This is a genomic window from Haloferax massiliensis, assembly GCF_001368915.1.
In the GTDB taxonomy this organism is placed as follows: domain Archaea; phylum Halobacteriota; class Halobacteria; order Halobacteriales; family Haloferacaceae; genus Haloferax; species Haloferax massiliensis.
Genome location: NZ_CSTE01000002.1, coordinates 1375443 through 1401736 on the forward strand (window position 1 = coordinate 1375443; position 26294 = coordinate 1401736).

Annotated in this window: 32 protein-coding genes; 18 read left to right on the forward strand and 14 right to left on the reverse strand. The window is 68.1% G+C overall.

All coding sequences use genetic code 11. The features are described from left to right. Positions 1-20: 20 nt before the first annotated feature. Positions 21-1370: an alkaline phosphatase family protein gene (locus BN996_RS11075; RefSeq protein WP_089779016.1), complete on the reverse strand. Its 1350-nt coding sequence runs from the start codon at positions 1368-1370 to the stop codon at positions 21-23. 307 nt (positions 1371-1677) lie between these two features. Between BN996_RS11075 and BN996_RS11080 the strand changes: the two genes are divergently transcribed. From BN996_RS11080 to BN996_RS11090, 3 genes are read left to right on the forward strand one after another with little or no spacing between them, the layout of a single operon-like run. After that, the gene (locus BN996_RS11080) at positions 1678-2118 is read left to right on the forward strand and encodes a DUF5788 family protein (RefSeq protein ID WP_089779018.1); all 441 of its coding nucleotides are present in this window, start codon (positions 1678-1680) and stop codon (positions 2116-2118) included. Beyond that, positions 2115-3863 carry a DNA polymerase/3'-5' exonuclease PolX gene (gene polX, locus BN996_RS11085; RefSeq protein ID WP_089779020.1) on the forward strand — a complete coding sequence of 583 codons (1749 nt, stop codon included), beginning with the start codon at positions 2115-2117 and terminating at the stop codon, positions 3861-3863. The genes BN996_RS11080 and polX overlap by 4 nt, the downstream gene beginning before the upstream one ends. Beyond that, positions 3860-4423, forward strand: a complete 564-nt coding sequence (locus tag BN996_RS11090) for a Mut7-C RNAse domain-containing protein (protein ID WP_089779022.1) — start codon at positions 3860-3862, stop codon at positions 4421-4423. Before polX ends, BN996_RS11090 begins: the two co-directional genes overlap by 4 nt. Positions 4424-4438: 15 nt before the next feature. Here the strand turns inward: BN996_RS11090 and BN996_RS11095 are convergent, their stop codons facing one another. Next, positions 4439-5425: a cell division protein CdpA domain-containing protein gene (locus BN996_RS11095; RefSeq protein WP_089779024.1), complete on the reverse strand. Its 987-nt coding sequence runs from the start codon at positions 5423-5425 to the stop codon at positions 4439-4441. A 171-nt stretch (positions 5426-5596) separates the two neighbouring features. On the opposite strand from BN996_RS11095, the gene BN996_RS11100 reads away from it, so the two are divergent. From BN996_RS11100 to BN996_RS11115, 4 genes are read left to right on the forward strand one after another with little or no spacing between them, the layout of a single operon-like run. Then, complete coding sequence (locus BN996_RS11100) at positions 5597-5878, forward strand: DUF5789 family protein (RefSeq protein ID WP_007274349.1); 282 nt, start codon at positions 5597-5599, stop codon at positions 5876-5878. Positions 5879-5880: 2 nt separating this feature from the next. After that, positions 5881-6552: a CPBP family glutamic-type intramembrane protease gene (locus tag BN996_RS11105; protein ID WP_089779026.1), complete on the forward strand. Its 672-nt coding sequence runs from the start codon at positions 5881-5883 to the stop codon at positions 6550-6552. Beyond that, positions 6549-7121 (forward strand): GrpB family protein, encoded by a 573-nt coding sequence (locus tag BN996_RS11110; protein ID WP_089779027.1) that lies wholly within the window; start codon positions 6549-6551, stop codon positions 7119-7121. The genes BN996_RS11105 and BN996_RS11110 overlap by 4 nt, the downstream gene beginning before the upstream one ends. A gap of 50 nt (positions 7122-7171) precedes the next feature. Then, entirely contained in the window at positions 7172-7627 is a 456-nt protein-coding gene (locus BN996_RS11115) for a DUF302 domain-containing protein (protein WP_089779029.1), read from the forward strand. 33 nt (positions 7628-7660) lie between these two features. On the opposite strand, the gene BN996_RS20150 is transcribed toward BN996_RS11115, so the two are convergent. From BN996_RS20150 to BN996_RS11125, 3 genes are all read right to left on the reverse strand, one after another. Further along, entirely contained in the window at positions 7661-7834 is a 174-nt protein-coding gene (locus BN996_RS20150) for a hypothetical protein (RefSeq protein WP_004970081.1), read from the reverse strand. A gap of 35 nt (positions 7835-7869) precedes the next feature. After that, positions 7870-9132: a DNA repair protein NreA gene (gene nreA / locus BN996_RS11120; RefSeq protein WP_089779031.1), complete on the reverse strand. Its 1263-nt coding sequence runs from the start codon at positions 9130-9132 to the stop codon at positions 7870-7872. Positions 9133-9215: 83 nt separating this feature from the next. Next, positions 9216-10196: a transcription initiation factor IIB gene (locus tag BN996_RS11125; RefSeq protein WP_089779034.1), complete on the reverse strand. Its 981-nt coding sequence runs from the start codon at positions 10194-10196 to the stop codon at positions 9216-9218. Positions 10197-10313: 117 nt separating this feature from the next. Between BN996_RS11125 and rnhA the strand changes: the two genes are divergently transcribed. Beyond that, positions 10314-10907 (forward strand): ribonuclease HI, encoded by a 594-nt coding sequence (rnhA, locus tag BN996_RS11130; protein ID WP_089779036.1) that lies wholly within the window; start codon positions 10314-10316, stop codon positions 10905-10907. Then, entirely contained in the window at positions 10900-11460 is a 561-nt protein-coding gene (locus tag BN996_RS11135; protein WP_089779039.1) for a DUF7108 family protein, read from the forward strand. The genes rnhA and BN996_RS11135 overlap by 8 nt, the downstream gene beginning before the upstream one ends. Before the next feature lie 35 nt (positions 11461-11495). On the opposite strand, the gene BN996_RS11140 is transcribed toward BN996_RS11135, so the two are convergent. Next, on the reverse strand, positions 11496-11855 hold the full coding sequence (locus BN996_RS11140) for a PadR family transcriptional regulator (protein ID WP_004970086.1): 360 nt from the start codon (positions 11853-11855) through the stop codon (positions 11496-11498). Between the two features lie 335 nt (positions 11856-12190). Between BN996_RS11140 and BN996_RS11145 the strand changes: the two genes are divergently transcribed. The 4 genes from BN996_RS11145 (at position 12191) to BN996_RS11160 (ending at position 15902) form a co-directional block, all read left to right on the forward strand. Beyond that, complete coding sequence (locus BN996_RS11145) at positions 12191-12724, forward strand: inorganic diphosphatase (RefSeq protein WP_042663700.1); 534 nt, start codon at positions 12191-12193, stop codon at positions 12722-12724. 523 nt (positions 12725-13247) lie between these two features. Further along, positions 13248-14144: a rhomboid family intramembrane serine protease gene (locus BN996_RS11150; RefSeq protein ID WP_089779041.1), complete on the forward strand. Its 897-nt coding sequence runs from the start codon at positions 13248-13250 to the stop codon at positions 14142-14144. A 1-nt stretch (position 14145) separates the two neighbouring features. Continuing rightward, positions 14146-14976, forward strand: a complete 831-nt coding sequence (locus BN996_RS11155) for an endonuclease V (protein ID WP_089779043.1) — start codon at positions 14146-14148, stop codon at positions 14974-14976. Between the two features lie 80 nt (positions 14977-15056). After that, a complete protein-coding gene (locus BN996_RS11160) occupies positions 15057-15902 on the forward strand; it encodes an SDR family oxidoreductase (RefSeq protein WP_089779045.1) in 846 nt (281 codons plus the stop codon). Between the two features lie 37 nt (positions 15903-15939). Here BN996_RS11160 and BN996_RS11165 read toward each other — a convergent pair whose 3' ends face one another. Beyond that, entirely contained in the window at positions 15940-17160 is a 1221-nt protein-coding gene (locus tag BN996_RS11165) for an ArsA family ATPase (protein WP_089779047.1), read from the reverse strand. Positions 17161-17328: 168 nt separating this feature from the next. Here BN996_RS11165 and BN996_RS11170 point away from each other — a divergent pair, with 168 nt between their 5' ends. Further along, positions 17329-17853, forward strand: a complete 525-nt coding sequence (locus tag BN996_RS11170; protein ID WP_089779049.1) for a CinA family protein — start codon at positions 17329-17331, stop codon at positions 17851-17853. A gap of 70 nt (positions 17854-17923) precedes the next feature. Beyond that, positions 17924-18448 (forward strand): metal-dependent hydrolase, encoded by a 525-nt coding sequence (locus tag BN996_RS11175; protein ID WP_089779051.1) that lies wholly within the window; start codon positions 17924-17926, stop codon positions 18446-18448. Positions 18449-18473: 25 nt separating this feature from the next. On the opposite strand, the gene BN996_RS11180 is transcribed toward BN996_RS11175, so the two are convergent. Continuing rightward, positions 18474-19238: a PHP-associated domain-containing protein gene (locus tag BN996_RS11180; protein ID WP_193310937.1), complete on the reverse strand. Its 765-nt coding sequence runs from the start codon at positions 19236-19238 to the stop codon at positions 18474-18476. Positions 19239-19336: 98 nt separating this feature from the next. Between BN996_RS11180 and BN996_RS11185 the strand changes: the two genes are divergently transcribed. Beyond that, on the forward strand, positions 19337-19639 hold the full coding sequence (locus BN996_RS11185; RefSeq protein ID WP_007274363.1) for a DUF7565 family protein: 303 nt from the start codon (positions 19337-19339) through the stop codon (positions 19637-19639). A gap of 174 nt (positions 19640-19813) precedes the next feature. Here the strand turns inward: BN996_RS11185 and BN996_RS11190 are convergent, their stop codons facing one another. Together BN996_RS11190 and BN996_RS11195 are read right to left on the reverse strand one after the other, a co-directional pair. Further along, positions 19814-20266, reverse strand: coding sequence for a transcription elongation factor Spt5 (locus tag BN996_RS11190; protein ID WP_004970097.1), 453 nt, complete (start codon positions 20264-20266; stop codon positions 19814-19816). A 1-nt stretch (position 20267) separates the two neighbouring features. Next, positions 20268-20441 carry a protein translocase SEC61 complex subunit gamma gene (locus tag BN996_RS11195; protein ID WP_089779053.1) on the reverse strand — a complete coding sequence of 58 codons (174 nt, stop codon included), beginning with the start codon at positions 20439-20441 and terminating at the stop codon, positions 20268-20270. A 40-nt stretch (positions 20442-20481) separates the two neighbouring features. Here BN996_RS11195 and BN996_RS11200 point away from each other — a divergent pair, with 40 nt between their 5' ends. Beyond that, positions 20482-20664 carry a hypothetical protein gene (locus BN996_RS11200; protein WP_089779055.1) on the forward strand — a complete coding sequence of 61 codons (183 nt, stop codon included), beginning with the start codon at positions 20482-20484 and terminating at the stop codon, positions 20662-20664. On the opposite strand, the gene ftsZ is transcribed toward BN996_RS11200, so the two are convergent. The 4 genes from ftsZ to BN996_RS11220 form a co-directional block, all read right to left on the reverse strand. Next, positions 20652-21791, reverse strand: a complete 1140-nt coding sequence (ftsZ, locus tag BN996_RS11205) for a cell division protein FtsZ (protein WP_089779057.1) — start codon at positions 21789-21791, stop codon at positions 20652-20654. The two genes, BN996_RS11200 and ftsZ, sit on opposite strands and share 13 nt — an antisense overlap. A gap of 159 nt (positions 21792-21950) precedes the next feature. Next, positions 21951-23270 (reverse strand): D-aminoacyl-tRNA deacylase, encoded by a 1320-nt coding sequence (locus BN996_RS11210; protein WP_089779061.1) that lies wholly within the window; start codon positions 23268-23270, stop codon positions 21951-21953. Positions 23271-23325: 55 nt separating this feature from the next. Next, positions 23326-24642 carry a sodium:calcium antiporter gene (locus BN996_RS11215; RefSeq protein WP_089779927.1) on the reverse strand — a complete coding sequence of 439 codons (1317 nt, stop codon included), beginning with the start codon at positions 24640-24642 and terminating at the stop codon, positions 23326-23328. Positions 24643-24779: 137 nt separating this feature from the next. Then, positions 24780-25751: a calcium/sodium antiporter gene (locus BN996_RS11220; RefSeq protein ID WP_089779063.1), complete on the reverse strand. Its 972-nt coding sequence runs from the start codon at positions 25749-25751 to the stop codon at positions 24780-24782. Positions 25752-25922: 171 nt separating this feature from the next. Between BN996_RS11220 and BN996_RS11225 the strand changes: the two genes are divergently transcribed. Next, the coding region (locus BN996_RS11225) for a shikimate dehydrogenase family protein (protein ID WP_394326165.1) at positions 25923-26294 on the forward strand (372 nt) is incomplete at its 3' end.

A 26294-nucleotide genomic window follows, 5' to 3' on the forward strand; every position in this document is an offset into this window, starting at 1 on the left:
AGTGAGAGACCGCCGACCGCTTACTGCTGGATGAGGCTCGCGCCGTCGAGTTCGGTGCGGCTGTACTCGACGTCCATGAGGTCGAGGATGGTCGGCGCGATGTCGTAGAGGTCGGCGTCCTCGATGACCGCGCCGGGGTCGTCGACGTACAGCGTCGCGTTGTCGAACGAGTGCATGCCGTTGCGGGGGCCGACGCCGAACACGTCGTCGTGGCCCTTGAAACCGGACTTCAGGTCGAAGCCGTGGTTCGGGATGACGACGAGGTCGGGGGCGATGTCGTCGTGGTCGCCGCGGAAGGCGTCTTCCTTGACGACGACGCGGTCTGCGACCTTGTTGCCGTCGGGGCCTTCGAGCGCTTCGAGTTCGGCCTTGAGTTCGTCGCGGACTGCCTCGTACTCGGATTGCGGGACCGACCCGCGGGGCTCGCGGCCTTCGAGGTTGACGAAGAACCGGCCGGGGATGAGCGAGTACGCCTTCGACTCCTCGTCGATGTCCGAAAGCGAGTCGTGGTCGTCGTCCTCGTAGGAGAGCCAGCCGTTCTCTTCGAGCCAGGTGTTGCAGTGGACCTCGTAGTCGAGGGAGGTGAAGCCGTGGTCGGACGCGACGATGAGCGTCACGTCCTCGGGGAGGGCGTCGCGGATGCGACCGAGGTAGTCGTCGACGGTGCGGTAGAACTCCATGAAGGCGTCCTTGTTCTTCCCGTCGCGCTCGTAGTCCTTGAACAGGAAGTGGTTGACCCGGTCGGTCGTCATGAAGACGCCGAAAAAGAGGTCCCAATCGTCTTGGTCGATGTAGCGCTCGAACGCCTCGTACCGCCGGTCGAGGGTCTTCCGAGCGTCTTCCATGAACGCGGTCTTGTCGTCGTCGTGACCGAGCTTGGCGTTCACGTCGATTTTGTAGTTCATCTCGGAGAGCGCGTCGCGGAAGTCGTCGGGGTAGGCGGCCTTGTCGACGCCGGGCGAGAGGAAGCCCGAGACCATGCGCTGGACGTTGCGCTGAGGCGGGAACGTCACGGGGACGTTCATCACGGTGGCCTCGCGGCCGGCGTCGGTGACGCGGTCCCAGACGCGGGTGGCCTGCACGTCGCGGCCCATCGGGACGTACGTGTCGTAGGAGCCGACCTCGCGGTCCTGGAAGCCGTAGACGCCTGTCTCGCCGGGGTTGACGCCGGTCGTGAGCGCCGGCCAACACGCCGAGGACTCCGGCGGGACGATGCTGTCTATGTCGCCCGCAGAGCCCTCGTCGGCCAGCGCCGCGAAGTTGGGGAACTCGTCGGGATGCTCAGAGAGGAGAGTGAACGGGACCCCGTCGATGCCGATGAAGGCGACGCGGGGGTGATCTTTGCCGCGGAGACGGTCGAACAAACCCATACCTCACGGTATCCGAGACGAACCATAAGAAGGTTCGTCTCTCACCCGGAGTTTGCGACGAGAGACGACGGATACGCGGCCGCTGTCGGAGAAAGCGGCGAATCTCTCCGGGCGATTTCGGGGCGCTGACACCGCCGAAGACCTGTCAGACGCGAATCAGGCCCGTCGGGGAGAACGACGCCACCGACGCCGGGCGCGCACTCCGACGGGGCGGTTCCAAACTGTCACTCGGCGAGACAGCCGGTCCGAGGCGGGGTGTGTCGGGCCGGGCGAAGGAGCGAAGTGCCGCGCGGGACAACGACAGGGCGTGAAGGAGTTCGAGCGTAAACAGCTCTTGGAGCGCGTCAATCGGGAGGGTGCGACCGTCGGCGCACAGATTCCCGACCGCATCGAGGTCCAAGGCGAGGAGATAGACCTCAGGGAGTTCGTCTTCGAGATAAAGCGCCGCGACACCGTCCCGTCGGGCGAGAAAGAGCGCGTCGACCAGGCGAAGCGGAACCTCCGCCGCGAGCGCCTCGAACGGCTCCAGCGAATCGAGGACAACGAGGTGAGCTACGACGAGGGCCGGCGACTGGTCGAGGACATCGTCGGCATCGACCGGGCGCTGAACGCCCTCGAACAGCTTCGACCGGTCGACCTCGAACGGGAGGAACACCGCCAGACCGCCGCGGACCAGAAGCGCTGGATGAACTTCCTGAAGAAGGCGCTGGGCCGCGACGGCGGCAAGGGCAAGCGGGGCGGCCGATGAGCCGAAACGACGAGATAGCGACCCTGCTGGAGGAGTTCGCCGACCTGCTGGAGGCGAAAGACGTGGCCTACAAGCCGTCGAGCTACCGCCGCGCCGCCGAGAACGTCCGCGAGCATCCGACGCCCGTCGAGGAACTCGCTGAGGAGGGCGAAGACGCGGTCCAGGAAATCGACCGCGTCGGCGACGCTATCGCCTCGAAAATCGTCGAGTACGTCGAGACCGGCCGCATCGAGGAGTTGGCGGAACTCCGCGAGGAGCTGCCGGTCGATATGGCCGGCCTGACGAGCGTCGAGGGCGTCGGCCCGAAGACGGTCGGCAAACTGTACGAGGCGCTGGGCGTCGCCGACCTCGACGACCTCGAAGCGGCCGCCCGCGACGGGAAGATACAGGAGGTCAAGGGGTTCGGCGCGAAGACGGAGGCGAACATCCTCGACGGCATCGAGTTCGCCCGCGAGGCGACCGGCCGCGAACTGCTCGGGAAGGCCCGGCCCGTCGCCGACGACCTGCTTTCGTACCTCGGCGACCACGACGCCGTCGGGCGGGTCGAACCCGCGGGGTCGATGCGGCGGTGGCGCGAGACGGTCGGCGACATCGACGTGCTCGCCGAGAGCGCCGACGCCGCGGCGGTCATCGACCGCTTTCTCGCGTGGGAGCTCGTCGGCGACACCATCGAGGCGGGCGAGCAGAAGGCGAGCGTCCGGGTGAACGGGATGCGGGTCGACCTCCGCGTCGTCGACCCCGCGGAGTACGGCGCGGCGCTCCAGTACTTCACCGGGAGCAAGGACCACAACGTCCACCTCCGAAACATCGCCATCGACCGCGGCCTCAAGATGAACGAGTACGGGATGTTCGACGTCTCGGACGTCGAGGACCCCGACGACGGCCCGCGGGCCGGAACGCGCGTCGCCGGCGACACCGAGGCGTCGATGTACGCCGCGCTCGACCTCCCGCTCGTGCCGCCGGAGATGCGCGAGGACACCGGCGAGATCGAGCGCGCCGCCGACGGCGACCTGCCCGACCTCCTCGCGGAGGGCGAACTCCGCGGCGACCTCCACACCCACACCGACTGGTCCGACGGCGACAACACGGTCGCCGAGATGGTCGCGGCCGCCGAAGAGCGCGGCTACGACTACCACGCCGTCACCGACCACGCAACCGGGCCCGGCATGGTCGGCGGCGTCGGCGTCGCGGACGACGACCTGCTCGACCAGATTGACGAGGTTCGGGCCGTCGGCGAGGAGTCCGACATCGCGGTGTTCACCGGCGTCGAGGCCAACATCGACGCCGAGGGCGGCATCTCCGTCGCCGACGACGTGCTGGCCGAACTCGACGTGGTCGTCGCCTCGCCCCACAGCGCGCTCGACCAGGACCGCGAGACGGCGACCGAACGGCTCGTCACCGCGATGGAGCACCCCGCGGTGAACGTCCTCGGCCACCCGACCGGTCGGCTCATCAACCAGCGTCCCGGTCTGCCGCTCGACTACGAGCGGCTCGCCGAGGCCGCCGTCGAAAACGGGGTCGCGCTCGAACTCAACGCCAGCCCGTACCGCCTCGACCTGAACGGCGAGGCGCTCAAAATCGCCGTCGAGGCGGGCGCGACGGTCGCCATCGACACCGACGCCCACCGACCGGGCGAACTCGACCACGCCCGCTACGGGGTCCACACTGCCCGCCGCGGCTGGGTCGAGACCGCGGACGTGCTGAACGCGCGGTCGGTCGAGGAACTGACCGACTTCCTCAAGTGACCGACGACGTCGGGCCGGACCATCCCGGCACGGTCGCCTCGGGCGTCGACCGCGGCGCTCCCGGCGACACCGCGCTCCTCCTGGACGTGATGCTCGGCAAGCTCGCCACCTACCTGCGGATGTGCGGCTACGACGCCGAGTACGCGCTCGACGGCGGCGACAAGGCGGGTGAGTCCGACGGCGGCCGCGACCCCCGAGCCGACCCCGGCGACGACGGACTGCTCGCGCGGGCGGACGCCGAGGGTCGCGTCCTCCTCACCCGCGACGTGCGACTGGCCGAGCGAGCCCCGCGGAGCGTCCTCCTCGCCGAGCGGGAGCCAATCGCGCAGCTCCGCGAGCTCGAATCGGTCGGCTTCGCGGTCTCGCTGGACGAGCGGCCGTCGCGGTGCGGCGTCTGTAACGGCCGCGCGGAGGCCGTCGGTCGCGACGAGCGAGTTCCCGACTACGCGCCCGACCCGGCGGAGACGGCGCTGTGGCGGTGTCGAGACTGCGGACAGGTGTTCTGGCGCGGGAGCCACTGGCGCGACGTGGAAGCGAGATGGAACGGGGAAGAAGGGTAAGCGGTCGTCAGAAGACTACTCGCGGCGGCGCGGGAACCACTCGTCGCAGGCTTCCATGTCCTGCATCATCTCGTCGTGGGCCGCGCAGTAGGGTTTGAGCCCGTCCGAGGTTCGGACGTACTCGAAGTACGTGCAGTTGCCGCAGTAGCGGTCGCCGACGGTGGCGTTCGCCGGGCGGTCCGCGTCGGGGTGGTCGGCCGCGCCGGCCGGCGAGCGCGCGGACTCGCTGGACTGGACGGTGTCGACGCCGGAGCGGTTCGTCGCCGCGGTGTCGGCGGTCTCCGGCCCGTCGGGCGACGCCGAGGATTCGGCGTCGAGCGGGGTGATGTCCTGCGTCGACGCGCCGCCGTCGGTCGCGCCGGCGGTCGCGGTCGCCCCCGACCCGGCGGTCGCGGTCGACTGATTCGTCTGCGTCTGGACGTCGCCGTCGGGCGTGCCGCCGAGGAAGCCGATGCCGCCGAGTCCGCCGCGGGAGTTCTCGACTTCGACGACGCGGGTCTCGCCTTTCTTCGTCACCTGCACCGTGGCCGTGCCGCCCGGGTCGTTCCGCGTCTTGAAGTTGGCGACGCCGACGAACAGACACCAGAACGTCGTGACCGTGCCGAAGAAGTAGACGGCGACGGTTTCGAGCGTGAGGTCGGGGAGGCCGGCCCCGCAGGTCGCGCCGGTCCACTGGCAGGGGTACGCGTGCGAGAAGAGCGCGACGCCGAGGACGGCGATACTCGCGCCGATGAGCGACGCGGCGCGGGTTCGACGGCTCGCGGGGAGGACCGCGAGGACGCCGAGGAAGACGGCGGGGACGCCGATGCCTCCGAGGATGCCCCCGAGTTCGCGCGCTTCGCCGAGGGTCGCCCCGCCGGACGTGTACACGTCGGTGGTCGCGACGACGATGCCCGCGACGACGAGCAGCACGCCGAGGAGGAACCCCCCGAAGCCCAGGGACAGCCGTCGGAGACTCGGCCCGCCCCGGCCACCGTGGTACGCCTCCGAAAGACTAGTCATGGCACCGACTACGAAAGCAGCCCCTAAAACGATGCGTCAGACGAGTATCTACTTCTCGACACGTCGCAGGGCGGCGACACGCGCACGGCGACCCGATACGCCGCCGGCGGCGCGGCGGCGGCACATGTGAATCTCGAAGGGATTATCATGCGCGGTGGCTAATCCCCGCGCATGGCTGACGAGGAAGCAGACGAGGCACCCGCCGTCGAACTCGGTACGGGCGCGTCCGTCGAAGGTGCGCCCCTCGCGCGCGTCGCCTCCCGACTGACGTGGCCGCAAGAAAAGAGCAGTATCCTGAACAAAGAGGGCGACGCGGTCATCCGCACGCCCGACGGCCCCCAGAGCCTCGAAGACGTGCTCGCCGAGGCCGACGAGACCTACTTCGAGACGCGACAGGCCTTCGTCGACGACGTGCTCGACATCGTCGGTCGCGGCCCGGTCCAGACGGACTAGCGGTGTTACGCCGCCGGCTCGCCGGTCTCCCGTGGCTCTACCGCGCCCTCATCGTCGGGGGCGTCGTCGGAGCCGCGTGGAGCCTCTGGCCGCTTCCCGCCGGCGACCTCACCTACCGCGCGGTCCACGACGCCCTCCTGTTCATCCTCGTACCCGGAGCGCTCGCGCTCGCCCACGGCCGTAACCTCGGCTGGAACGTCGACCGCGCGGCGCTCCGAAACACGCTTTTGCTCGCGCTGTTCGTCCTCCCCTTCTACCTCGTCGGGTCGAGCCTGCCGTCGATTCGGGCGTACTACCCGATGTGGCACACCTCGACCGCGCTCGCGGACTTTCTCCCGCACGCCGCCCAGCAACTGCTCGTCGTCGTCGCCGCCGAGACGTACTACCGCGGCCTGCTCTGCGTCGGCGTCCGCGAAATCGGCCGGAAGAGCGCGCTCATCAGTCCGATTCTCTACGCGTTCCACCACGTCGGCAAGCCGCCGATAGAGATTCTTCTGTCCGCTCCGACGGACGTGCTGTTCGGCCTCGTCGACTACGAGAGCGACTCGATTCTCCCCTCCATCGTCGCCCACGGCGGCGGCCTCATCCTCTTGGACTGGCTCGTGCTCCACCCGCCGCTGTTCCCGCCCGACCGGGTCGCGTCGGCGCTCCAGTGGCTCCCGATTCCGCTATGAGCGACGGTGACGACGCGGAGAGAGAGGAAGAACCGTCACCGTCGCTCGGCCTCGCCCGCGGCACCGTCGAACTCCTCGCGCACGACCCGCGCTGGCGCGAGGCGTACGAGCGCGAGGTCGAGCGCCTGCGACCGCGACTCGGTGGCGCAGGAGGCGACGACAGCGTCCGATTCGAACACGTCGGGAGCACCGCGGTTCCGGGACTGGCCGCGAAACCCATCGTCGACCTGCTCGTCCTCGTCTCCGACCGCGACGAGGCCGGCGGCGTCGTGCGGTCGCTCGAAGCCGCGGGCTACGAGGAACGTCCCGACGACGTTCCCGACCGCCGGTTTTTCGTCCGCGGCCCGCCCGAACGCCGGACCCACTACCTCTCTCTAACAGAACTCGGAAGCGACTGCCACCGCGAGCAGGTCGCCTTCCGCGACGCGCTCCGCGCGGACGACGGCCTCGCGGCCGAGTACGAGCGACGCAAGCGCAAACTCGCCGAGGCGTACCCGGACGAACGAAGTCGATACACGGCCGCGAAATCATCGTTCGTCGAATCGGTGCTCGACGACTCGCTCGTGTGAAGTCGGCACACTACCATACCTTTTCCCCGTCGGAGCATCAAGAGAGGTGCATGGCACTCCCAATCGACCCCAGCGCCATCAAACCGGAAGACATCGGCGAGGAACGCGTCGTCCTTGAGATGGAACACGAGGCGGCAATCGAGCGCGTCCGCGAGGCGTTCACCGACGCCGGGTTCGGTGTCGCCACCGAATTCTCGCCCTCCGAGATGCTCAACGAGAAGGTCGACGCCGGCCGCGACCCCTACTACGTCCTCGGGGCGTGTAACCCGAACATGGCGGACCGCGCGCTCGACGCCACCGACAACAAGATGGGCGGGCTGTTCCCGTGCAACGTGGTCATCTGGGAGGAAGAGCCGGGCAAGCAGGTGGTCTACCACCTGAGCATCATGCGCGTCGCCCGCCTCATCGGCATCGCGCCCGACGACGACGAGATGGCCGATATCATCGCCGACACGGGCGAACTCGTCGAACAGGCGCTCGCCAACCTCGACGCGGCCGAGGCATAATCGAGGTCACCGAGCGTATCCAGCCGTCTCGACTTACAATCCGTCTCGCGCGTCGAGCGCGTCCGCGATGCGCTTCACGTCGCCGCGAATCTTGTACAGGAGATAGAGCGCGACGAGCGCCGCGACCACGGGGAGGAGCGCGAAAATGCCGTAGATGAGGATGATGATGAGCAGTTCGGGACCGCCGGGGACCTGTAACGGGAGCATACGAGAACGTATCGTCCGACTGTCAAAATAGTTGCTCAGGCGAAGTCGAAGATGTCGGTCTGGAGACCGGCGGCCATCGTGGACTTCCGGCGGAGGTCCGCGAGCGACACCGGGAGGTACTCCGTCACGTCGCGGACGGCGTCGCCGAACGTCTCGGCGTCGGCCGTCTCGCCCTCGAAGGCGTGGCGGATGGACTCGCGTATCTGCCAGACGCCGACCGGGCCCCAGTAGTCGTCGGAGACGTGTCTGATGACGAGCGCCTTCGCCTGTCGGCCGCGCTCTTTGAGGTGTTCGAGGACGCCGAGCCGGGAGGCGTGGTACGCGCCGGCCGTCTCGTTCACGTAGCCGGTCCGCCCCTCGTAGCCCTCGCGGTCGGCCGCGAGGTACATCCCCGCCTCGGGGTCGGGGTTCCAGACGCTCCCCGGCGCTTTCAGCTCGATGAGTTCGAACTCCCAGCGCCCCGGCGCGAGGATGACCCAGAAGGCGTTGCCGATGAACTCGTTGCGGTAGATTTCGACGCCGTCGATGCTGTCGGCGTGTTTGACCTGCCCGCGGAGGTACTGGCCGAGCGTGTCGTCGACGGCGGTGATAGACCACCGCGTCGGGACGAGTCGGCGTTGTTCGGTCTGGCCGAGCGCGCCCGCAGAGAGGATGGTGTTGATGTCGTACACGTCGAAGCCGCGGCGGTAGAGGTACGTCATCGCGCCCTCGGCGTTCCAGTCGTCGTCTTCGAGCGTCTTTTGCACCAGTTTGGGGACGTGCGGGTTCTCCGCGAGGTCGGCCGAGCGGGCGCGGGCCCGCGGGCCGACGGGCGTCGCCACGTCGTCGGCGCTGGCGTCGAGGTCGAGAGATGGCTTCCCGTCGAGGCCGATTTCGACCGTCACGGGGCGGTCGGCGATGGCGACCTCGCGTTGCGTCCCGAGGAAGCCGTCCCACGAGTCGGCGACGTTCGTCACCTTCGTCCCGCGATTCGAGTTCAGAAGCGAGGTGCGCCGCTGGAACACGTCGTCGATGCTCACGCCCTCGTCGTACCACGCCGCGCTCGTCTCGAAGGCGGCGGCGTCCTCGTCGTGGCCGACCGGCGAGAGGATGCCCGTCGAGACGTTCGGGTAGTTCGACCGGCCGACGAAGATAGACGGGGAGACGCCGCCGTACAGCGAGTCTCCCTGCACCGTCTCCTCGAACCGGTCTTGGAACGTTTCGAGGTGGTCGAGGATGCCGTAGGACTTCTCCTCGGCGAGTCGCCGCCGCTCGGCGCGCTCGTCCCGCTCGATGTCCATGTACTCGTCGAGCCGCATTCACCGGATGTGGGTCGCCCGCGGGTATGAACCTTCGGCGACGCGTCCGGGTCAGAAAGGGGTCCGGCTCGCGCGGGCGGGGCTCAGGTGTGGATGCCCATCGCTTCGATCTGTTCTTGGTAGCGGTTCCGGATGGTGACTTCCGTCACCTGCGCGACCTCGGCGACCTCGCGCTGGGTCTTCTTCTCGTTGCAGAGAAGCGACGCGGCGTAGATGGCGGCGGCGGCGAAGCCGGTCGGCGACTTCCCGGAGAGAAGCCCCTGTTCCGCGGTCGTCTCGATGATCTCGTTCGCCTTCGACTGGACCTCCTTCGAGAGGTCGAGTTCGGACGAGAATCGCGGCACGTACTTCTTGGGGTCTACCGGCCGCATCTCCAGGCCGAGTTCCTGCGAGATGTAGCGGTACGTCCGCCCGATTTCCTTGCGCTCGACGCGCGATACCTCGGAAATCTCTTCGAGCGAGCGCGGGATGCCCTCCTTCCGACAGGCGGCGTACAGCGCCGAGGTGGCGACGCCCTCGATGGAGCGGCCGCGAATCAGGTCCTCGCTGAGCGCGCGGCGGTAGATGACCGACGCGACTTCCCGAACCGACCGGGGGACGCCGAGCGCCGACGCCATCCGGTCGATTTCGCTGAGGGCGAACTGGAGGTTGCGCTCGCCGGCGTCCTTGGTTCGGATGCGCTCTTGCCACTTGCGGAGGCGGTGCATCTGCGACCGCTTCTTCGAGGAGATAGAGCGGCCGTAGGCGTCTTTGTCCTTCCAGTCGATGGTCGTCGTCAGCCCCTTGTCGTGCATCGTCTGCGTGGTCGGCGCGCCCACGCGCGACTTCGACTGCCGCTCTGAGTGGTTGAACGCCCGCCACTCCGGGCCGGGGTCGATGCGCTCTTCTTCGATGATGATGCCGGTCTCCTCGTGAATCAACTCGCCGTCGCCGGTCCGAACGACTTCCTCGGGGTCGAGGTCGTCGAGGTCCAACTCCTCTTCGGATGTCTCGTCGTCCTGTGACTCGTCTCCCCATCGAGTCCGGTCGTGGTCACGCTCCCGCTGGCGGGTAGGCCGTTTCATCGCATTTATATATTGTCTATTTGCTTGCACTTCAACCTTTGCCGGCGTTCGTCGCAGTATCGCCGGCCCTCGGTGACGAACGGAGCGCCTTTACCGAGTCCCCGGCGAGGTGACGGTATGCCGACCGTCGAGTGCGACCCCGACGAAGCCCGACGACGACTCGAAGCCGCGGGCGTGTCCGTCTCGCCCGGAAACACCGACCACGAGCGGTGGCGCGCCGAACGCGGCGACGCCAGCGCGGTCGCCTACGACGGGAAAGTCGTCGTGCAGGGGTCGAGACCGACGGACCTGCTCGCGCTCATCCGGCCGAAAGGCGGCCGCGCGCACGTCTACTTCGACGGCGCGAGTCGCGGGAACCCCGGTCCAGCCGCCATCGGATGGGCCATCGTGACGAGCGACGGCATCGTCGCCGAGGGCTCGAAGCGAATCGGCGAGACGACCAACAACCGCGCGGAGTACGAGGCGCTCGTGGAGGCGCTGTCGGTCGCAGCGGAGTACGGCTACGACGAGGTGGACGTCCGCGGCGACTCGCAGTTAATCGTCAAGCAGGTCCGCGGCGAGTGGAACACCAACGACCCCGGACTCAAGGAGCGCCGCGTGAAGGCCCGAGAGCTGCTGTCGGCGTTCGACCGGTGGTCGCTGGAGCACGTACCGCGAGAGATAAACGACCGCGCCGACTCCCTAGCCAACGAGGCCCTCGACGATGCCTGAGTCAGAACTCCCCGAAGACGTGCTTTCGGAAGCCGAGCGGCTGACGCGGCTGGCCCGCGACGCCGTCGACCCCGACGAGGCCGAGGCGTATCGGTCCGCCCGCGACGACATCGTGGGCGAGTACGAGTTCCGCGCGCGACACCGCGAGGACGACGACGTGTTGGTGCTCCACCCCGACGAGTGGGTCGACGACGACGGGGTGGTCGACCCGACGGAGATAGACGACGTCGACCGCGGAATCGAACGCCCGCTGTCGGGGACCGGCGAGGACCACGAGTGGAGCGCGGTCGAGGAACACAACGCGGCGTGCGTCGCGGCCGTCGCCGAGGAACACGGCGCGGACCACGCGGCGAACGCCCGCGCGTTCGCGGACTTCCTCGGGAACCACTACGTCCGGCGAATCGAGACGGCCGGCGCTCCGGAGGTGCGCGAGTTCGTCGAAGAATATTATCCACGCAACGCGTGGCCGACCGCGGAACAGCGGTCGTTGTTACCGGAGTCGCTCGAATTGCTCTTCGACGCCGCAGACGCCGAAGTGCCCGAATACAACTGAGCGAACCCCGCGGTTCGTGCGGTGTGTACTGCCGATTACAGCTTGCCTTCGACGAGCTCCGAGACCATCTCGGCGCGCTCGTCGTCGGTGACGAACTTCGAGAGCATCCAGTCGAAGCGGTCGAGGACCGCCTGGAGGCCGTCGTCGGTCAGTTCGTACTGGTTCGTCCGCTTGTCGAGTTCGCTCTTTTCGACCAGCCCCATCTCGACGAGGTCGTCGAGGTTGGGGTACAGACGCCCGTGGTTAACTTCGGTGTCGTAGTACGATTCGAGGTGGCGCTTGATGGCCAAGCCGTACATCGGTTCCTCGGCGAGAATGACGAGGATGTTCTGTTGGAACGCGGTGAGGTCCCGAGCCGCACCGGATTTGTTGCCAATTGTTTGTGCCTCTGACATGCATATGGAAATGTCACCGTCCTATTTAAACTTTGTCAACGAGCAGTCGGTTTCGCCGTCGAATGCGAGGACACTATACGATGAAATTGGGGCGGAGCGGACACGTGTGCCGAGTATTGCACAGAGGCGGGCCGCGGCGACGAACGGGAGACAGCGGGCAGTAGCCGCGCGGGCATATCTGGAGAATATCTCACACGCATAGCGGTAACGTCGTGGGATTCCGTGGGGAATACCTCTACATATAGAGGGGTTCAAAGTGGCCGACGAGACCCGGATAGCAGCGATACGAGACCAATCCCGAAAGGACTTTTGCCCGCATCGAGGATGGGTTCGGTATGGTGAACCTCTGGGAAGACATGGAGACCGGCCCCGACGCGCCGGACGAAATCTACGCAGTCGTCGAGTGCCTCAAAGGCGAGCGCAACAAGTACGAGTACGACAAGGACATCCCCGGCGTCGTCCTCGACCGCGTGCTCCACTCCAACGTCCACTACCCGTCGGACTACGGCTTCATGCCGCAGACGTACTACGACGACGAGGACCCCTTCGACGTGCTCGTCCTCGTCGAGGACCAGACGTTCCCCGGCTGCGTCATCGAGGCCCGCCCGGTCGCGCTCATGAAGATGGATGACGACGGCGAGCAGGACGACAAGGTCATCGCCGTCCCCATCGAGGACCCCCGCTACGACCACATCGAGGACCTCGAAGACATCCCCCAGCAGACGCTCGACGAGATCGACGAGTTCTTCGCGACCTACAAGAACCTCGAAGCCGGCAAGGAAGTCGAGACGCTGGGCTGGGAGGACAAGCAGGCCGCCAAGGACGCCATCGAACACGCGATGGACCTCTACGAAGAGAACTTCGCGTAAGCGACGTTACCGCGCGTTTTTTCCGCGCCGCCTTCGACCGCGAGCCGCCGCGCCCGTCCGCGGCGGCACTCCCCCGAAGAATCGTCCGAACGGGAGACCGACCGCCGTCGTCGCCACAGATACCCGACAGTTATCGCTGACGCGCCCGCCGATAAATTATGCGCATGGGTAATCTTTAGTCCCTCTGTCCGGTAGCTTGAGACACGTATGGCAGCCAAGCAACCCCGCCTCGGGCTTCAGCACCCGACCGTCGTCCCCACGAACTTCACGCCCGCCGACGAGGCGGACGAAGACGCCGAGGAATCGTCCTCCGAAGACGCGTAATCCCGTATTTCTCGCGCGACGACCGTCGAGAGCGACGGCGTTGGCCGCGCCGCCGCCGCACCACTTCCGTCTCCTGAAACGGACAATTCGGGGAGCTGAACCGGCGACGGTGCGGATTCGACCCCTAATCAAGAGGTGCGCCAACACACCACGTTCATGAGGGAACCCCTTTTTATCTCGCCGCTGTAAGGCGTTGGTAATGCCTATCTGCGACGTGTGCGGCAAAGACGAGAGTCTGCCGTACCGCTGTTCGCGGTGTGGCGGGACGTTCTGTTCCGAACACCGCCTCCCCGAGAACCACGACTGCGCGGGGCTCTCCGACTGGGACGACCCCGCCGGCGTCTTCGATAGCTCCTTCGACGATTCGGTGAACAATCAGGGCGGCCGCGGCGGGGGACTGCTCAGCTCGCTCACGGGCGCCGGCGGCGTGTTAGGCTACTTCCGCGGGAACGTCTCCTACCTGTTCCTCGCGCTGATGTGGCTCACGTTCTTCTCGCAGCTCGTCTTGGAGCAGTTCCTCGGCTTCCGCTCGCTCTCGATTAGCGCCTTCTACCTCACCACGTCCCACCCCGAGTACGTCTGGACGTGGGTCACCTCGATATTCGCCCACGGCGGCTTCTACCACATCGTCGGCAACTCCATCGTGCTGTTCTTCTTCGGCCCGCTGGTGGAGCGCTACGTCGGGTCGCGGAAGTTCGCGGCGCTGTTCCTCGTCAGCGGGATGCTCGCCGGGCTCGCACAGATCGGCTCGTCGCTGGTGTTGTCGCCGGGTATCCCGTCCGGAGTCGTCGGCGCGAGCGGGGCCATCATGGCCGTCCTCGGCGTCCTGACGGTCCTCAACCCGGGGCTCCGCATCTATCTGTACTTCATCATTCCCGTCCCGCTTTGGCTGTTCACGCTCGGGTTCGCCGGTATCTCGGTGTTCTTCTTCCTCAGTCCGGGGGCCGGTGGCGGCATCGCCCACTTCGCGCACCTCATCGGCCTCGTCATCGGCCTCGCCTACGGCCAGCGCGTGAAGGGCCAACGGAAGGTCCCCTCGCAGCTCTCGCTCGGCGGGCGCGGCCCCGGTGGTCCCGGCGGCCCCGGCCGGTTCTGAGATGCGCCCGGTCCGCTCCGACCTCGCGCCCCGTCCCGGGCTCTCGCGCGACGAGATGGAGTCACTCCAGCGCCGCGTCGCCGAGGCCGCCGTCTTCGAAGACGACCTCCCGTTCGACCCGGCGCGCGTCTCGCTCGACAGCCCGGAAACGGGGAATCAGACGCTCACGGCGGCGACGGGGGTCGACGGCGACGCCGACACCGACTCGCAACCGCCGCTCGTCGCCGGCATCGACCAGTCGTTTCTGGACGACCGCGCGCTGAGCGCCGTCGTCGTCCTCCGCGGCGGCGAGGTGGTCGAGCGCGTCCACGCCGTCTCGGAGCTCGACCTTCCCTACATCCCCGGCCTGCTCTCGTTCCGCGAGGGCGGCCCCATCCTCGACGCGCTCGCCGAACTCGACTGCGACCCCGACCTGCTCGTCTTCGACGGTTCGGGCCGCATCCACTTCCGGCAGGCCGGCCTCGCCACCCACCTCGGCGTCGTCTGCGACGCGCCGAGCATCGGCGTCGCCAAGTCGCTGCTCTGCGGGACGCCGGACGAGGACGTGGACGGCCGACCGGAGGGGTGGCGAACCCCGATTCGCGCCGACGACTCGGTCGACCCCGTCGGCGGCCACCCCGCTGGCCCGGAGACGACTATCGGCTACGCCTTCCAGTCGCGGCAGTACGACTCGCGGCCGATTATCAACCCGCTGTACGTCAGTCCCGGCCACCGACTCGCGGCGGCGACGGCCGTCGACCTCGTCTCCCGGCTGTCGGGGTCGTACAAGCTCCCCGAACCGACCCGGCTGGCCGACGCCTACGCCGACGAGGCGAAGGCCCAGTACGAGTGAGGGCGAATTCGACCGGCGTTCCCCGTCCGGCCTCGTGGCGAACCGCCTACACTTAACAGCGCACGGTCCGACCTACCGACGTGCATCAAAAGACGGTCCTCATCACCGGTTGCTCCTCGGGAATCGGGCGCGCGACGGCGCTCGACTTCCTCGACGAGGAGTGGGAGGTCTACGCCACCGCCCGGAACCCGGCCGACATCGAGACGCTGGGGGAACGCGGCGCGAACATCGCGACGCTCGACGTGACCGACCAGGGGGACGTCGACCGCGTCGTCGACCGCATCGCCGACGAGCAGGGCCGCATCGACTGCCTCGTCAACAACGCCGGCTACGGCCAGATGGCCCCCGTCGAGGACGTGCCGACCGAGAAGGTCCACGACCAGTTCGACGTGAACGTCTACGGCCCACACCGGCTCATCCGCGCCGTGTTACCCCACATGCGCTCGCAGGGCGACGGCACCATCGTCAACGTCTCCAGCGTCGTCGGCCGCGTCGCCTTCCCCGGCACCGGCGTCTACGCCGGCTCGAAGTTCGCCCTCGAAGCGATGACCGACGCGCTCCGCACCGAGGTCGAGGAGTACGGTATCGACGCCGTCCTCATCGAACCGGGGCCGGTCGAGACGCAGTTCTCGAACCGCGTCGAGACCGAGGTCAACGGAAACGGCGAGGACGCCGACGGCCTCGACCGCTCGGGCGCGTACGAGAAACTCTACAAGCTGTTCGACGACTCGCAGGCGCTCGGCGGGAGCGGTCCCGGCGCGATTCCGCCCGAACGGGTCGCAGAAGACATCGTCGACGCCGCGAGTTCGACCAAGCCGCGGGCGCGCTACCAGCCCGGCACCGTCGCCCGCGTCGGCGTCCTCGCCCGGTTCCTGCCCGACGCGTGGCGCGACGCGCTCTACGGCTTCGCCCGCAAACTCCCCTGAGACGCGCCGTCTATCCGCGTCGCCGGCCCGCTCGACGCTAGTCGAGACAGGTCGCGACGACCCGAAGGGCATCTTCGCCCTGTACCTGTTCTGCGAGCAGTGGCACCCGCTTTACGTCGCGGCCGCGGAAGAGATTCGTCGCCGAGCGGAGCGCGTCCTGTTGGACCTGCCAGCGCCGCTGACAGAAGCCGCAGTTCTCCAAGTCGGGCGACTCTATCCACTCGGGGTCCACGTTTGCCACGTCCTCGACGGACTCCATGACGCGGTTGACGACGAGCGTCTGGACGGGGATTTCGAACTCGTCGAGCCGCGAGACGAGCCGCTTGGACTCCACGACGCTCATCTCCTCGGGAATCATGACGACCCGGAAGTCGGTCCGCGTCGGGTCGCGGAGCACCGCTCGCAGGCGCTCGATGCGCTCGCGGAGGTCGTCGAGGTCCGCCATCCCGGCCTGCGGGTCGTCGGGGCCGCCGCCGAACATCCCCTTGAGGTTGTCCATCATGCCGGAGAAGCGCTGGCGCATGCGGGCGATGCGACCGAGCATGGAGTCCATCAGCTCGGGGAGTTCGAGCAGGCGGAGCGTGTGGCCCGTGGGCGCGGTGTCGACGACGACGCGGTCGAACCGCGGGTCGTCCATGTATTCGAGGAGCTGTTGCATCGCCGCGGCCTCGTCCGCGCCGGGCATCGGGCCGCCCATTCCCATCGGCCCGTCGCCGCCGAGGAGGTCCTCGAAGCCGCCCATTCCCCCGCCCATACCGCCGAACGGCGAGTCCGCGTCGCCGCCGGCGAAGGGGTTGTCGTCGTCGTACTCGCCGGTCTCGAAGTCGGTCTCGTCGTCGAACTCCTCGCCCGAGCCGTCGCCGCCGGCGAACGGCCCGTCCATGACCGCGTCGGGGTCGATTTCGGCCGCGTAGAGGGGAATCTCCTCGCGAATCCGAGTCGGCTTGTCGGGGACCGGCACGCCGAGCGTGTCGGAAAGAGAGTGCGCGGGGTCCGTAGAGACGACGAGCGTCGCGGTGCCGTCGGCCGCGCTGGCGAGCGCCGTCGCCGCGGCCATCGTGGTCTTCCCGACACCGCCCTTGCCGCCGTAGAGGACGTAGTCGGGCGCGTCGATGCCATCGGGGAGGCCCTCGGTGTCGGTCGAGGTTACCTCGTCGGGGTCGGTGACTTCCACCTCGATTTCGGCCGGCCCGTCGTCGCCGGCGTCGTCGTCTTCGTCGGCGTCGGGTCGCTCCGTCGGCTCAACGTCGATGTCCATGTCGGACCCGACACCGCGGGGCTTTGTGTACTTCTCGGTCTCGGAACCGCCGGTGGACTTTTGCCCGGTCGCGTCGGTGCCGACCGCGACCCAGCCCGACCCGACCCGACCGCCATCGCTGTTTCCCGCTCCAGACCGCTTTTGTCCCGACCGCCCGTGGTCGGTCGTATGCGCGAGTTCGCATCCGACCCGCCCGAGGAGGTCCGCGTCGGCGACACCCTCCGCGAGGCGGGCCACACCGTCGCCGTCGCGGAGTCCTGTACCGGCGGCCTCATCGGGTCGCTGCTGACCGACGTCCCCGGCTCCAGCGACTACTTCGATCGCTCGCTGGTCACCTACTCCTACGACGCAAAGCGCCACGAACTGGCGGTGTCGCGGGAGTCGCTGGACGAACACGGAGCCGTCTCCGAGCCGGTCGCCCGCGAGATGGCCGCCGGCGTCCGCGACGTGGCCGACGCGACGTGGGGGCTGGCGACGACGGGCATCGCCGGACCGGAGGGCGGCCTGCCCGGCAAGCCGGTCGGCACCGTCTTCGTCGGCGTCGCCTTCGCCGCGCCGTGGGGGTCCGGCGACTCCTACGCTCGCGTCGAGCGCTTCGAGTACGACGGGTCGCGGACGCAGGTGAAAGAACAGATCGCGCGCGGGGCGCTGGCGCTCCTCCGCGGGGAAATCGAGTCCGTGACGACCGACTGAGTCGTCCGGCGGGCCGCCGTCGGTCGGTTCCGTGGGAAAGCTTTGTATCCCGGCGGACCAGTCTGCATCCATGAACAAGAAGGGACACGTGCTCAACGCCATCCTGTTGGCGCTCGGGCTCGGCGTCATCCTCACCGTGGACCCCCGGTCGTTCGAACCGACGGCCGACTCGGCGTTCCTCCTCGCCCAGAAGATCGGTCAGCTGTCGCTTCCGGTCGTGCTCGGCGCGCTGTTTCCCGACGTCGACACCGCCTTCGGAAAGCACCGAAAGACGCTCCACAACCTCCCGGTGTTGGCGATATTCCTCGTGTTCCCGCTCGTCTTCGGCAACCTCCAGTTCGTCTGGATCGGCGTCGCCACCCACTACGTCCTCGACATGGTCGGCTCGAAGCGCGGCATCGCGCTGTTCTACCCGCTTTCGCCGCAGGAGTACGACCTGCCGACCGGCGTGGCGACGAGTTCGAAACACGCCGACGCGGTGACCGTCGTCGTCACGGTGGCCGAACTCGGCGTCCTCGCCGGCGTCCACTACTACCTCTTTTCGCTCGATGTGTCGCTGGCTGACGCCGCGGCGTCGTTCAGCGCGGTGCTCTGAGGGCGCTTCAGACGGGACCGAAAAATCAGTAGACGCTCACGCCGTCGAACCGGCCGTCGTAGGCGATGTGGCTCGGGTGCGTCGGCTCCATCCCCGAAAGCAGGAGTCGGTCGATTTTCCCCCACGAGTTCTCGTAGCCGAGGTGGGCGAACTCGACCGCGCCGCGGAGCGCGTGGGAGACCCCGGCGCGGCGGACGACCCGGCGGTCTGCTCCCTCGCGGAGCGCGGCGACGAGGTCGGCCTCGAAGTCGATGTCGCGGTCGAACTCGGTCCACGCCTCGCCGACGCTCCCGTGGAGATGGGCGTAGGACGACGCGAACCCCGGCAGCCCCGTCTCGCGGGCGATGTCGCGGGCGCGGCGGTTGTCCCGCGGGAGGGCCTTCGTGTTGTACGTCTCGACGGCGTCGATGTCGTCGCGGCGGGCGGCCACGTCCTCGGCGGTGAGGCTCACCGTCAGGAACTCGGGGTGGGGGACGAGCGTCGCCGCGCCCTGCCGGTCGAACTCCGCGAAGGCCCCGTCGAGGGTGATGAAGTCGGGGACGGGGTCGGAGAGGCCGACCGCGAGGACGTGTTTCCGGTCGCGCCACGACCCCGTGAACACCTCGCGGGCGGGGACGACGAGCAGGTCGTCGTCGGAAAAGCGCGCCGCGCGGGCGCGAACGTCGGGCAGGCGGACGAAGTGCGGCGCGTAGACGAGCACGTCGATGCCGCGGGCTTTCGCGCGAGAGACGACCCGCTCGTCGAGAATCTTCACGTGCATATCGACCCGCGTCGTCGTGGTCGCGCTCACACGATACGGTCGGGTCAGCGACCAGTTAGTGGTTGCTATTTGTCGAACGCCGGGCGGTCGAAGAAACGGTTTTGTGGCTCACGGCCGTCGGAGGGAACATGTCCCGGTGGAAGTGCGGAATCGAAGGGTGTGACGGTCGGTTCGAAGACGTGGAAAGCGCGGTCATCCACCAGACGGTGGACCACGAGCGCCACGAGTGCAAGGTGTGCGGGACCGTCGTCCCGGAGGGCTACTTCGCGATTCGTCACGCCTTCGACGAGCACACCCGCGCCGAGTTCGTCCGCGCGTACGACGCCGATTCCTCGGCGGTCCGCATCCGCGAAGACGTGAAAGACGCCGTCGAGGCTGACGCTGACCTCAACAGCGTCGTCGAGACGCTCCGCGAGCAGGGCGCGCTGTAGGGTCACGAGAGACGGGCGGACCGGTCGCGGTGGGACGCGACGCCGGTCGCCGGTCGCCCGAGACGGCGCTCGTCGGGGACTGTCGGGGGACATGGGAGTCACCGGGGGGCGCACCGCTCGTCGCGCGCGCCGAGTCGAAACTGAGAGAGAAAGAACCCTCGTCGGGGCGGACGCTTACCGCTCTTCGGAGTCGAGGACGCGAATCTGGTCGCCGCGGACGGTGACCGGAATCGGGACCGTCGCCTCGTACAGTTCGACGGTGACCTGGTCTTTCGTCTCGTCAATGCGCTGGACGCGCGCCTTCTCGCCTTTGAACGGGCCGGCGATGAGTTCGACGATGTCGCCCTCCGCGATGCCCTCCACGTCCGGCGTCGGCGACAGGAAGTGCTCGACTTCGGCCATGCTGGAGGTGCCGACCGCGCCGCCGCTCTCGACGAGGCCGCGAGCGTGGGGAATCTCTTCGAGGACGCGCGTGACGATGCCGTCGTCGTCGGCCTCGACCATCACGTAGCTCGTCAGCGAGTCGGGCGCGAGGACGGCGTGAATCTCGGCGAACTCCTTCGTCGCAATCATGTCCGCGACCGTCTGCTCCTGGCGAGCGGTGGTCTTGACGGCGAAGATGGGCATCTCAGACTCCTCCGGGGAGGAAGCTCATAATCGCGAAGATGATGAAACCGAGCAGTCCGACGAGGAAGATACCCGCGCCGGCGATTTTGGAGATCTGGGAGAACTCCTGCCACGACGGGGTGCTCGCGAGTTTCAACACGCGAACGTAGCTGTTCAGGTCGTACTTAACGTCCATGTTGCTGGGGCCTAAGGCGTCGGGCTTTTTCTATCTATTGATGCACCGACGGGACGGGCGGGCGCTCTCGAACGCATCGAATCCGTCGAATCCGGGCCAGCGCAACCGCTTGACGGCGGCGAACGGGAAACGGGGCGCGGCGGGCGTCGAACCGTGCGGGCGCGGGTTCGAAAGCGAGTTTCGCGCGGCCGACGGCGGTTCCGACGCCGACTACTCGACGTAGTCGATGTCTTCGAGGCGCTCTTCGGCCTGCGCCTGCATCTCGCCGTTGCGGCCGTAAATCTGGGGCGACTCGACGCCGGTGACGACGATCATCGTCCGCATCATGCCTTCGAGTTCGTCGTCGACGGAGGTCCCCCAGATGATGCGCGCGTCGGGGTCGATGCGGTCGTAAATCTCCTCGACGACGCCCTCGGCTTCCTCGATGCTCATGTCGGAGCCGCCGGTGACGTTGACGAGCGCGGAGTTCGCGCCGGAGATGTCCACGTCGAGAAGCGGCGAGCGGAGGGCGGACTTGACGGACTCTTGGGCCTTGGACTCGGAGTCGGACTCGCCGAGACCGATCATGGCGACGCCGCCGCGCTCCATGACGGTCTTCACGTCGGCGAAGTCGAGGTTGACCAGTCCGGGCTTGGTGATGAGTTCGGTGATGCCCTTGACCGAGCGCATCAGCACCTCGTCGGAGACCTTGAACGCCTGTCGGACCGGGAGCTTGCCCACGGCGTCGAGCAGGCGGTCGTTCGGGACGACGATGACCGTGTCAGAAACGTCTCGGAGCCGTTCGAGACCGGCCTCGGCGTTCGTTCGTCGCACCTCGCCTTCGGCCGTGAAGGGCGTCGTGACGATGGCGATGGTGAGCGCGCCCGACTCGCGGGCGGCCTTGGCGACCACGGGGGCCGAGCCGGTGCCGGTGCCGCCGCCGAGACCGGCGGTGACGAACACCATGTCGGAGCCCTCGATGGCGTCGTAAATCTCCTCTTGGGATTCGAGGGCGGCCTCCTCGCCGACCTGCGGGAGCGAGCCCGCGCCGCGGCCCTGGGTCTTCTGCTCGCCCATGAGAATCTTCGTGTCGGCCCCGATTTCCACGAGGTGTTGTACGTCGGTGTTGGCGGCGACGAGCTTCGCCCCCTTGATTCCCTCCTCGTGCATCCGGTTGACGGTGTTGCCGCCGGCACCGCCGCACCCGACGACCGTGATGTTGGTCTGGAGGTCTTTGAGAACCGCTTTCAGTTCGTCGTCGGTCATCGTCCCGGACCGGTTGATGTTGGCCGAGCCGTCGACCTGAGCCGACTCATCCCCCATGTCCTCGGCCTCGGCCTCGTCGATTGCGTCGCCCACGATAGAGTCCATATTTATGGAGACGGTTTACGGAGGACGACTAATTATCTTTCCCCCTTGCGTCAGACGTCCGTCCGACGAGTCGCGAATTTCTGCCGAATCGTGTCATGCGAACACGAGACACAGACCGTCTCTCGTGGCGAAATCGGTCGTCTCCGCCTCGGCGGCGACCTACACGGCGAACTCGATGAGTCGCTCTTTCGACACGTCCTCGGGCGCGACGGTCTCGCCGTCGACTTCGACCGACTGCCCGGCCGAGAGCTTGCCGAACGCCGGGCCTTCGGGGACGCCGAACTCGCGTGCGGCGTCGGGGTCGAAGGCGCGCGTCGTCGCCGTGACCGCCCCGTTGTCGCGGACAACGGTGTCGTATTTCTCGCGCAGGACGTCGCAGAGCCGCGACACGAGTTCGTCGTAGCCGTCGCCCGCGACGGCGGCGCGGCCCACCGCGCGCGTTCCACCCTCGGTCGTGTGGAACGCGACGGTGGTCCCGCGGACGGCAGAGAGCGCCGCGTCGAGGTCGATGCCCTGCGCCTCGCCGAGCAGGCCGTCGGGGAGCGAGACGACCTCGTAGTCGTCGGCGTCGATTCGCGCGCCGAAGCGGAGGCCCTCCTCGACGGTCGTGATGTCGGCTTCGAGGGCGGCGACGCGGTCGAGGGGGACGCCCGCGGTCTCGCGGACCCACGTCTCGGAGACGACACGGAACCCCTCGGCTTCGAGGGCGGCCGCGAGGTCGTCGCGGTCGCCATCGACCAGCGCGAGGTCGGCCGCCGAAGCCTCGAACGCCCGGCGGAGCACGTCGCGGTTGTTCTCGGGCGCGCCCATCGCCTTGAGCTGCCAGTCGGCGGCGATGTGGCCGACGCGCCAGTCGGTCTCGCGGAGGACGCGCTCGAACCGCGGGGCGTAGTGGCCGCCGCCGAAGCCGACGAGCTGGCGGTCCGCGTCGGCCGCGACGCCCTCGATGTCGAGGACGGCCGCCGCGACCGCGCGGGCCCCCTCGGGGTCGTCCCACTGCTCGTCGTCGCTCCCGAGCTCGACGAACATCGAGGGGACCGTCGGCTCGGTCGGGCCGTGGTGGGTCGCCTCGATGCCGACCTCGTAACCGTCCGGCGCGCGCTCGCGGAGCGCCTCGACGACGGCGCGCTGGGCATTGGGACACGCGCGGGCGAATCGACCCGGCTCGCCGCCGTAGTCGGCGGGGCCGAAGTTCCCGGTGAAGTGCGCGGTCAGGAGCGCGCCGGTCTCGCCGGCGTGCCGGGAGACGACGACGAGAAAGTCGAGGTCGGCGTCGAACGCCTCGGCGGGGTCGTCGAGGTCGATGTGCAGGGCGTCGAACTCGCGGAGTTCGAAGCCGTCGCGGGCGAAGACGGTGCCGCCGCCGTCGGCGTCGGGTCGGTCCCCGTCGGTCCGTTCGTCCCAGTCGGCGAGTTCGAGCAGGCGCTCGCCGATGTGTACCGATGCGCTGTCGGCGCGGCTGACGACGATTCCGATCACGATTCGAGGGTCGCCGAGCCCGGCGAAAAGGGCGTCGGAAGCGGCGAGGGGCGGTTCAGTCCTCGACCGCGGCCGGAACCTCGGTCGCGCCGTAGTCGCCGCGGACGCGTCGAATCGAGAGCTTGGCGACCGCCGCGAGTTGCTTGCGTCGCCGGACGAAAAGCGCCGTTCCGACGACCAGATAGACGACGGAGAAACCGATGAGCGAGGTCGGGCCGTCGAAGGTGACCGGGCCGAGTCCCGGAATCGGGAGCGTGAGCGCCAGTCCGGTGACGGAGTAGACGAACTGCGCCAAAAACAGGCCGAGCAGGGCGACCGCCTCGCGGAGGCTGATGGAGAACGTGACGAGGATGGCGATGGCGAAGTAGCTCTGGGCGGCCGTCAGCCAGAGTTCACCCATCTGGTGCGTGTCGAGCGGGAGCGGGGCGTAAGAGCCGACAGAGAGGCTGTAGACGAGGACGAGCGTCCCGATGAGGAGCGTCCACTGGTTGAGCTTCGAGGAGATGAGCGCGTTGAAGCCGGCGGTCGACCGCGCCTTGTTGACGAGGTAGGCCACGACGATGAGTTCGGGGCTCTCGCTCGCCAGCGGCGCGACCCACTGAATCATCAGGAACGAGGGGATTCCGACCGACTTCCCGAGGGCTTCGAGGCCGTGGGCGAACGGTTCGACGGCGACGAGGATGACGACGCCGGAGAAGACGAACAGCGCGAGCGTCGTGGCGATGCGCTTCGGTTTCCGGTACGACTGGAGGTACGCGGGGACGCCGATCTGTTCTTCGTCCTCGTGCGGCGAGTTCATCGCCACGAAGATGTACGTCACGTAGAGGCCGACGAGGACGAACATGTCGACCGCGCCGATGCCCGCCCCGAGCGGGACGAAGAAGGCGAACACGGTCGCGGCGAAGAGGAACAGAATCTCGGTCGCGATGCCGTGGTCGAGACGGACCACGTCCGCGAGGAAGCCGGGGCGGGACTCGACCGCCTCGTCGCCGGTGTCGCGGGCGCGGTAGACGGTGAAAAGCGCGATTGCGGACCAGCCGATACCGATGAGGATGCGGTTCGCCCCGGTCATGTTGGCGACCGCGAGGCTCGCGGCCTCCGCCGACTCGGGCGAGCCGGGGTTGATGCCGGCTTCCCACGCGTAGAGCGCGTCCACCGCGTACTCCGGGGCGACCGCGAGCACCGCGAGGATGGCGAGCGCGAACGCCCGCGGCACGTCGGCCTCGGCGGTCTCGGCACCCCACGCGAGGAGGAACGAGGCACCGAGGACCGCGACGCCGCTGAGGGCGACGGTGACGCCCGTCCCGAGGTCAACGCCGAGCACCGTGTGCAGGCCCAGCCACGGGACCGTCAGGAGCGCGGCTCCGAACACCGCGGTCAGCGGGTGACTGAGTCGTCGTCGTACCATCGTGGCTACAAGAGCGAAGCCGAAGCCGGTAGCTCTTGTGTTTCGAACCCCGGGGAGACCGCGGACCGGGCGCGCGGCCGAACGCTCCCGTCAGCGACCGGTCAGGGAAGGATGAGCCAGAAGAAGACGAGGTAGCCGCCGACGAGGAGACCGCCGTCGAGGCGGGACACGTTTCGGTTGCGGAGCATCAGCCCGATGACCCCGAAGGTGAACACGAGGAGCGCCGGGAAGTCCAGCGAGATGGTGCTCGCGGGGACGTTCACGGGGACCATGATGGCGAGGATGCCGAGGACGGCGACGACGTTGTAGATGTTCGAGCCGACGACGTTGCCGATGCTGAACTCCGACTCGCCGCGGACCGCGCTGATGACCGACGCCGCGAGTTCGGGCAGCGACGTGCCGAACGCGAGGACCGTCAGCCCGATGAACCGCGGCCCGAACCCGAAGGATTCGAGCAGCCCCTGCCCGCCCTGAATGAGCCAGTTCGAGCCGACGAACAGGAGGAGGAGGCCGAGACCGAGGTAGACGACGTCTCTGAGTTGCGCCGACACCTCGTCTTCGTCCTCGATGTCGATTTCGTCCGTGCCGAGGGCGTCGGCCTTCGCCGACCGCGCGCGGTACAGCAGGTAGCCCGTGAACGCGACGAGGATGAGCAGGAGGACGCCGCCGTCGACGGCGCTGAGGTTCCCGTCCATCCCGAGCGCGACGAGCGCGACCGCCGCGGCTATCATAAACGGAACGTGTCGGCGGAGCGTCGTCGTCGAGACGCCCATCGGCTGGATGAGCGCCGAGATGCCGAGGACGAGACCGATGTTGGCGATGTTCGAGCCGACGATAGCGCCGAGTCCGAGGTCGGAGCTGTAGCCCAACCCGCTCAGCACCGCGACGAAGAGTTCGGGAGTCGTCGTCGCGAAGGCGACGATGGTCACACCGACGATAGCTGCCCGGAGACCGAGGCCGATAGCGAGTCGAGAGGCCCCCTCGACGAGGGCTTCGGCCCCGAGGTAGAGCGCGACGATACCCGCCACGAGGAGCGCGGTATCGAAGGAAAGCAGGGTTGCGAGTGCCGACATACGCGGGAGTAGACCGACGGGACACCAAAAGCGCGCCGGTACACCGCAAGCCCGCGACGACCGACGCGAGAGCGCGAGACGGGGCGAACCCGCCGCGACGGCGGCCGTCGGGTCCCGGCGGAATCCGACGCGGGCGGGCGAGTTATATCGCCGGCAGGTCACCACCCGCCCATGCAAGTGTACGGTCTCGTCGGCAACCCCGTCGGCCACTCGCTGTCGCCGCCGATGCACGAGGCGGCCTACGAGGGGACCGGCCTCGACGCGCGGTACGTCACGTTCGAACCCGCCCGCGACGACATCGCGGCGGCCGTCGGCGGCGCGGACGCCCTCGGCGTCTCGGGGCTGAACGTCACCATCCCGTTCAAACAGGACGTGCTCGAACTGGTCGACCCCGACCCGCTGGCCGAGCGCATCGGCGCGGTCAACACCATCGACTTCGGCGCGGCGACGCCGACGGGGTACAACACCGACGCGGCGGGCGTCACGCGGTCGTTCGACCGCCACGGCGTCGACCTCGACGGAGCGGCCGCCGTGGTCGTCGGT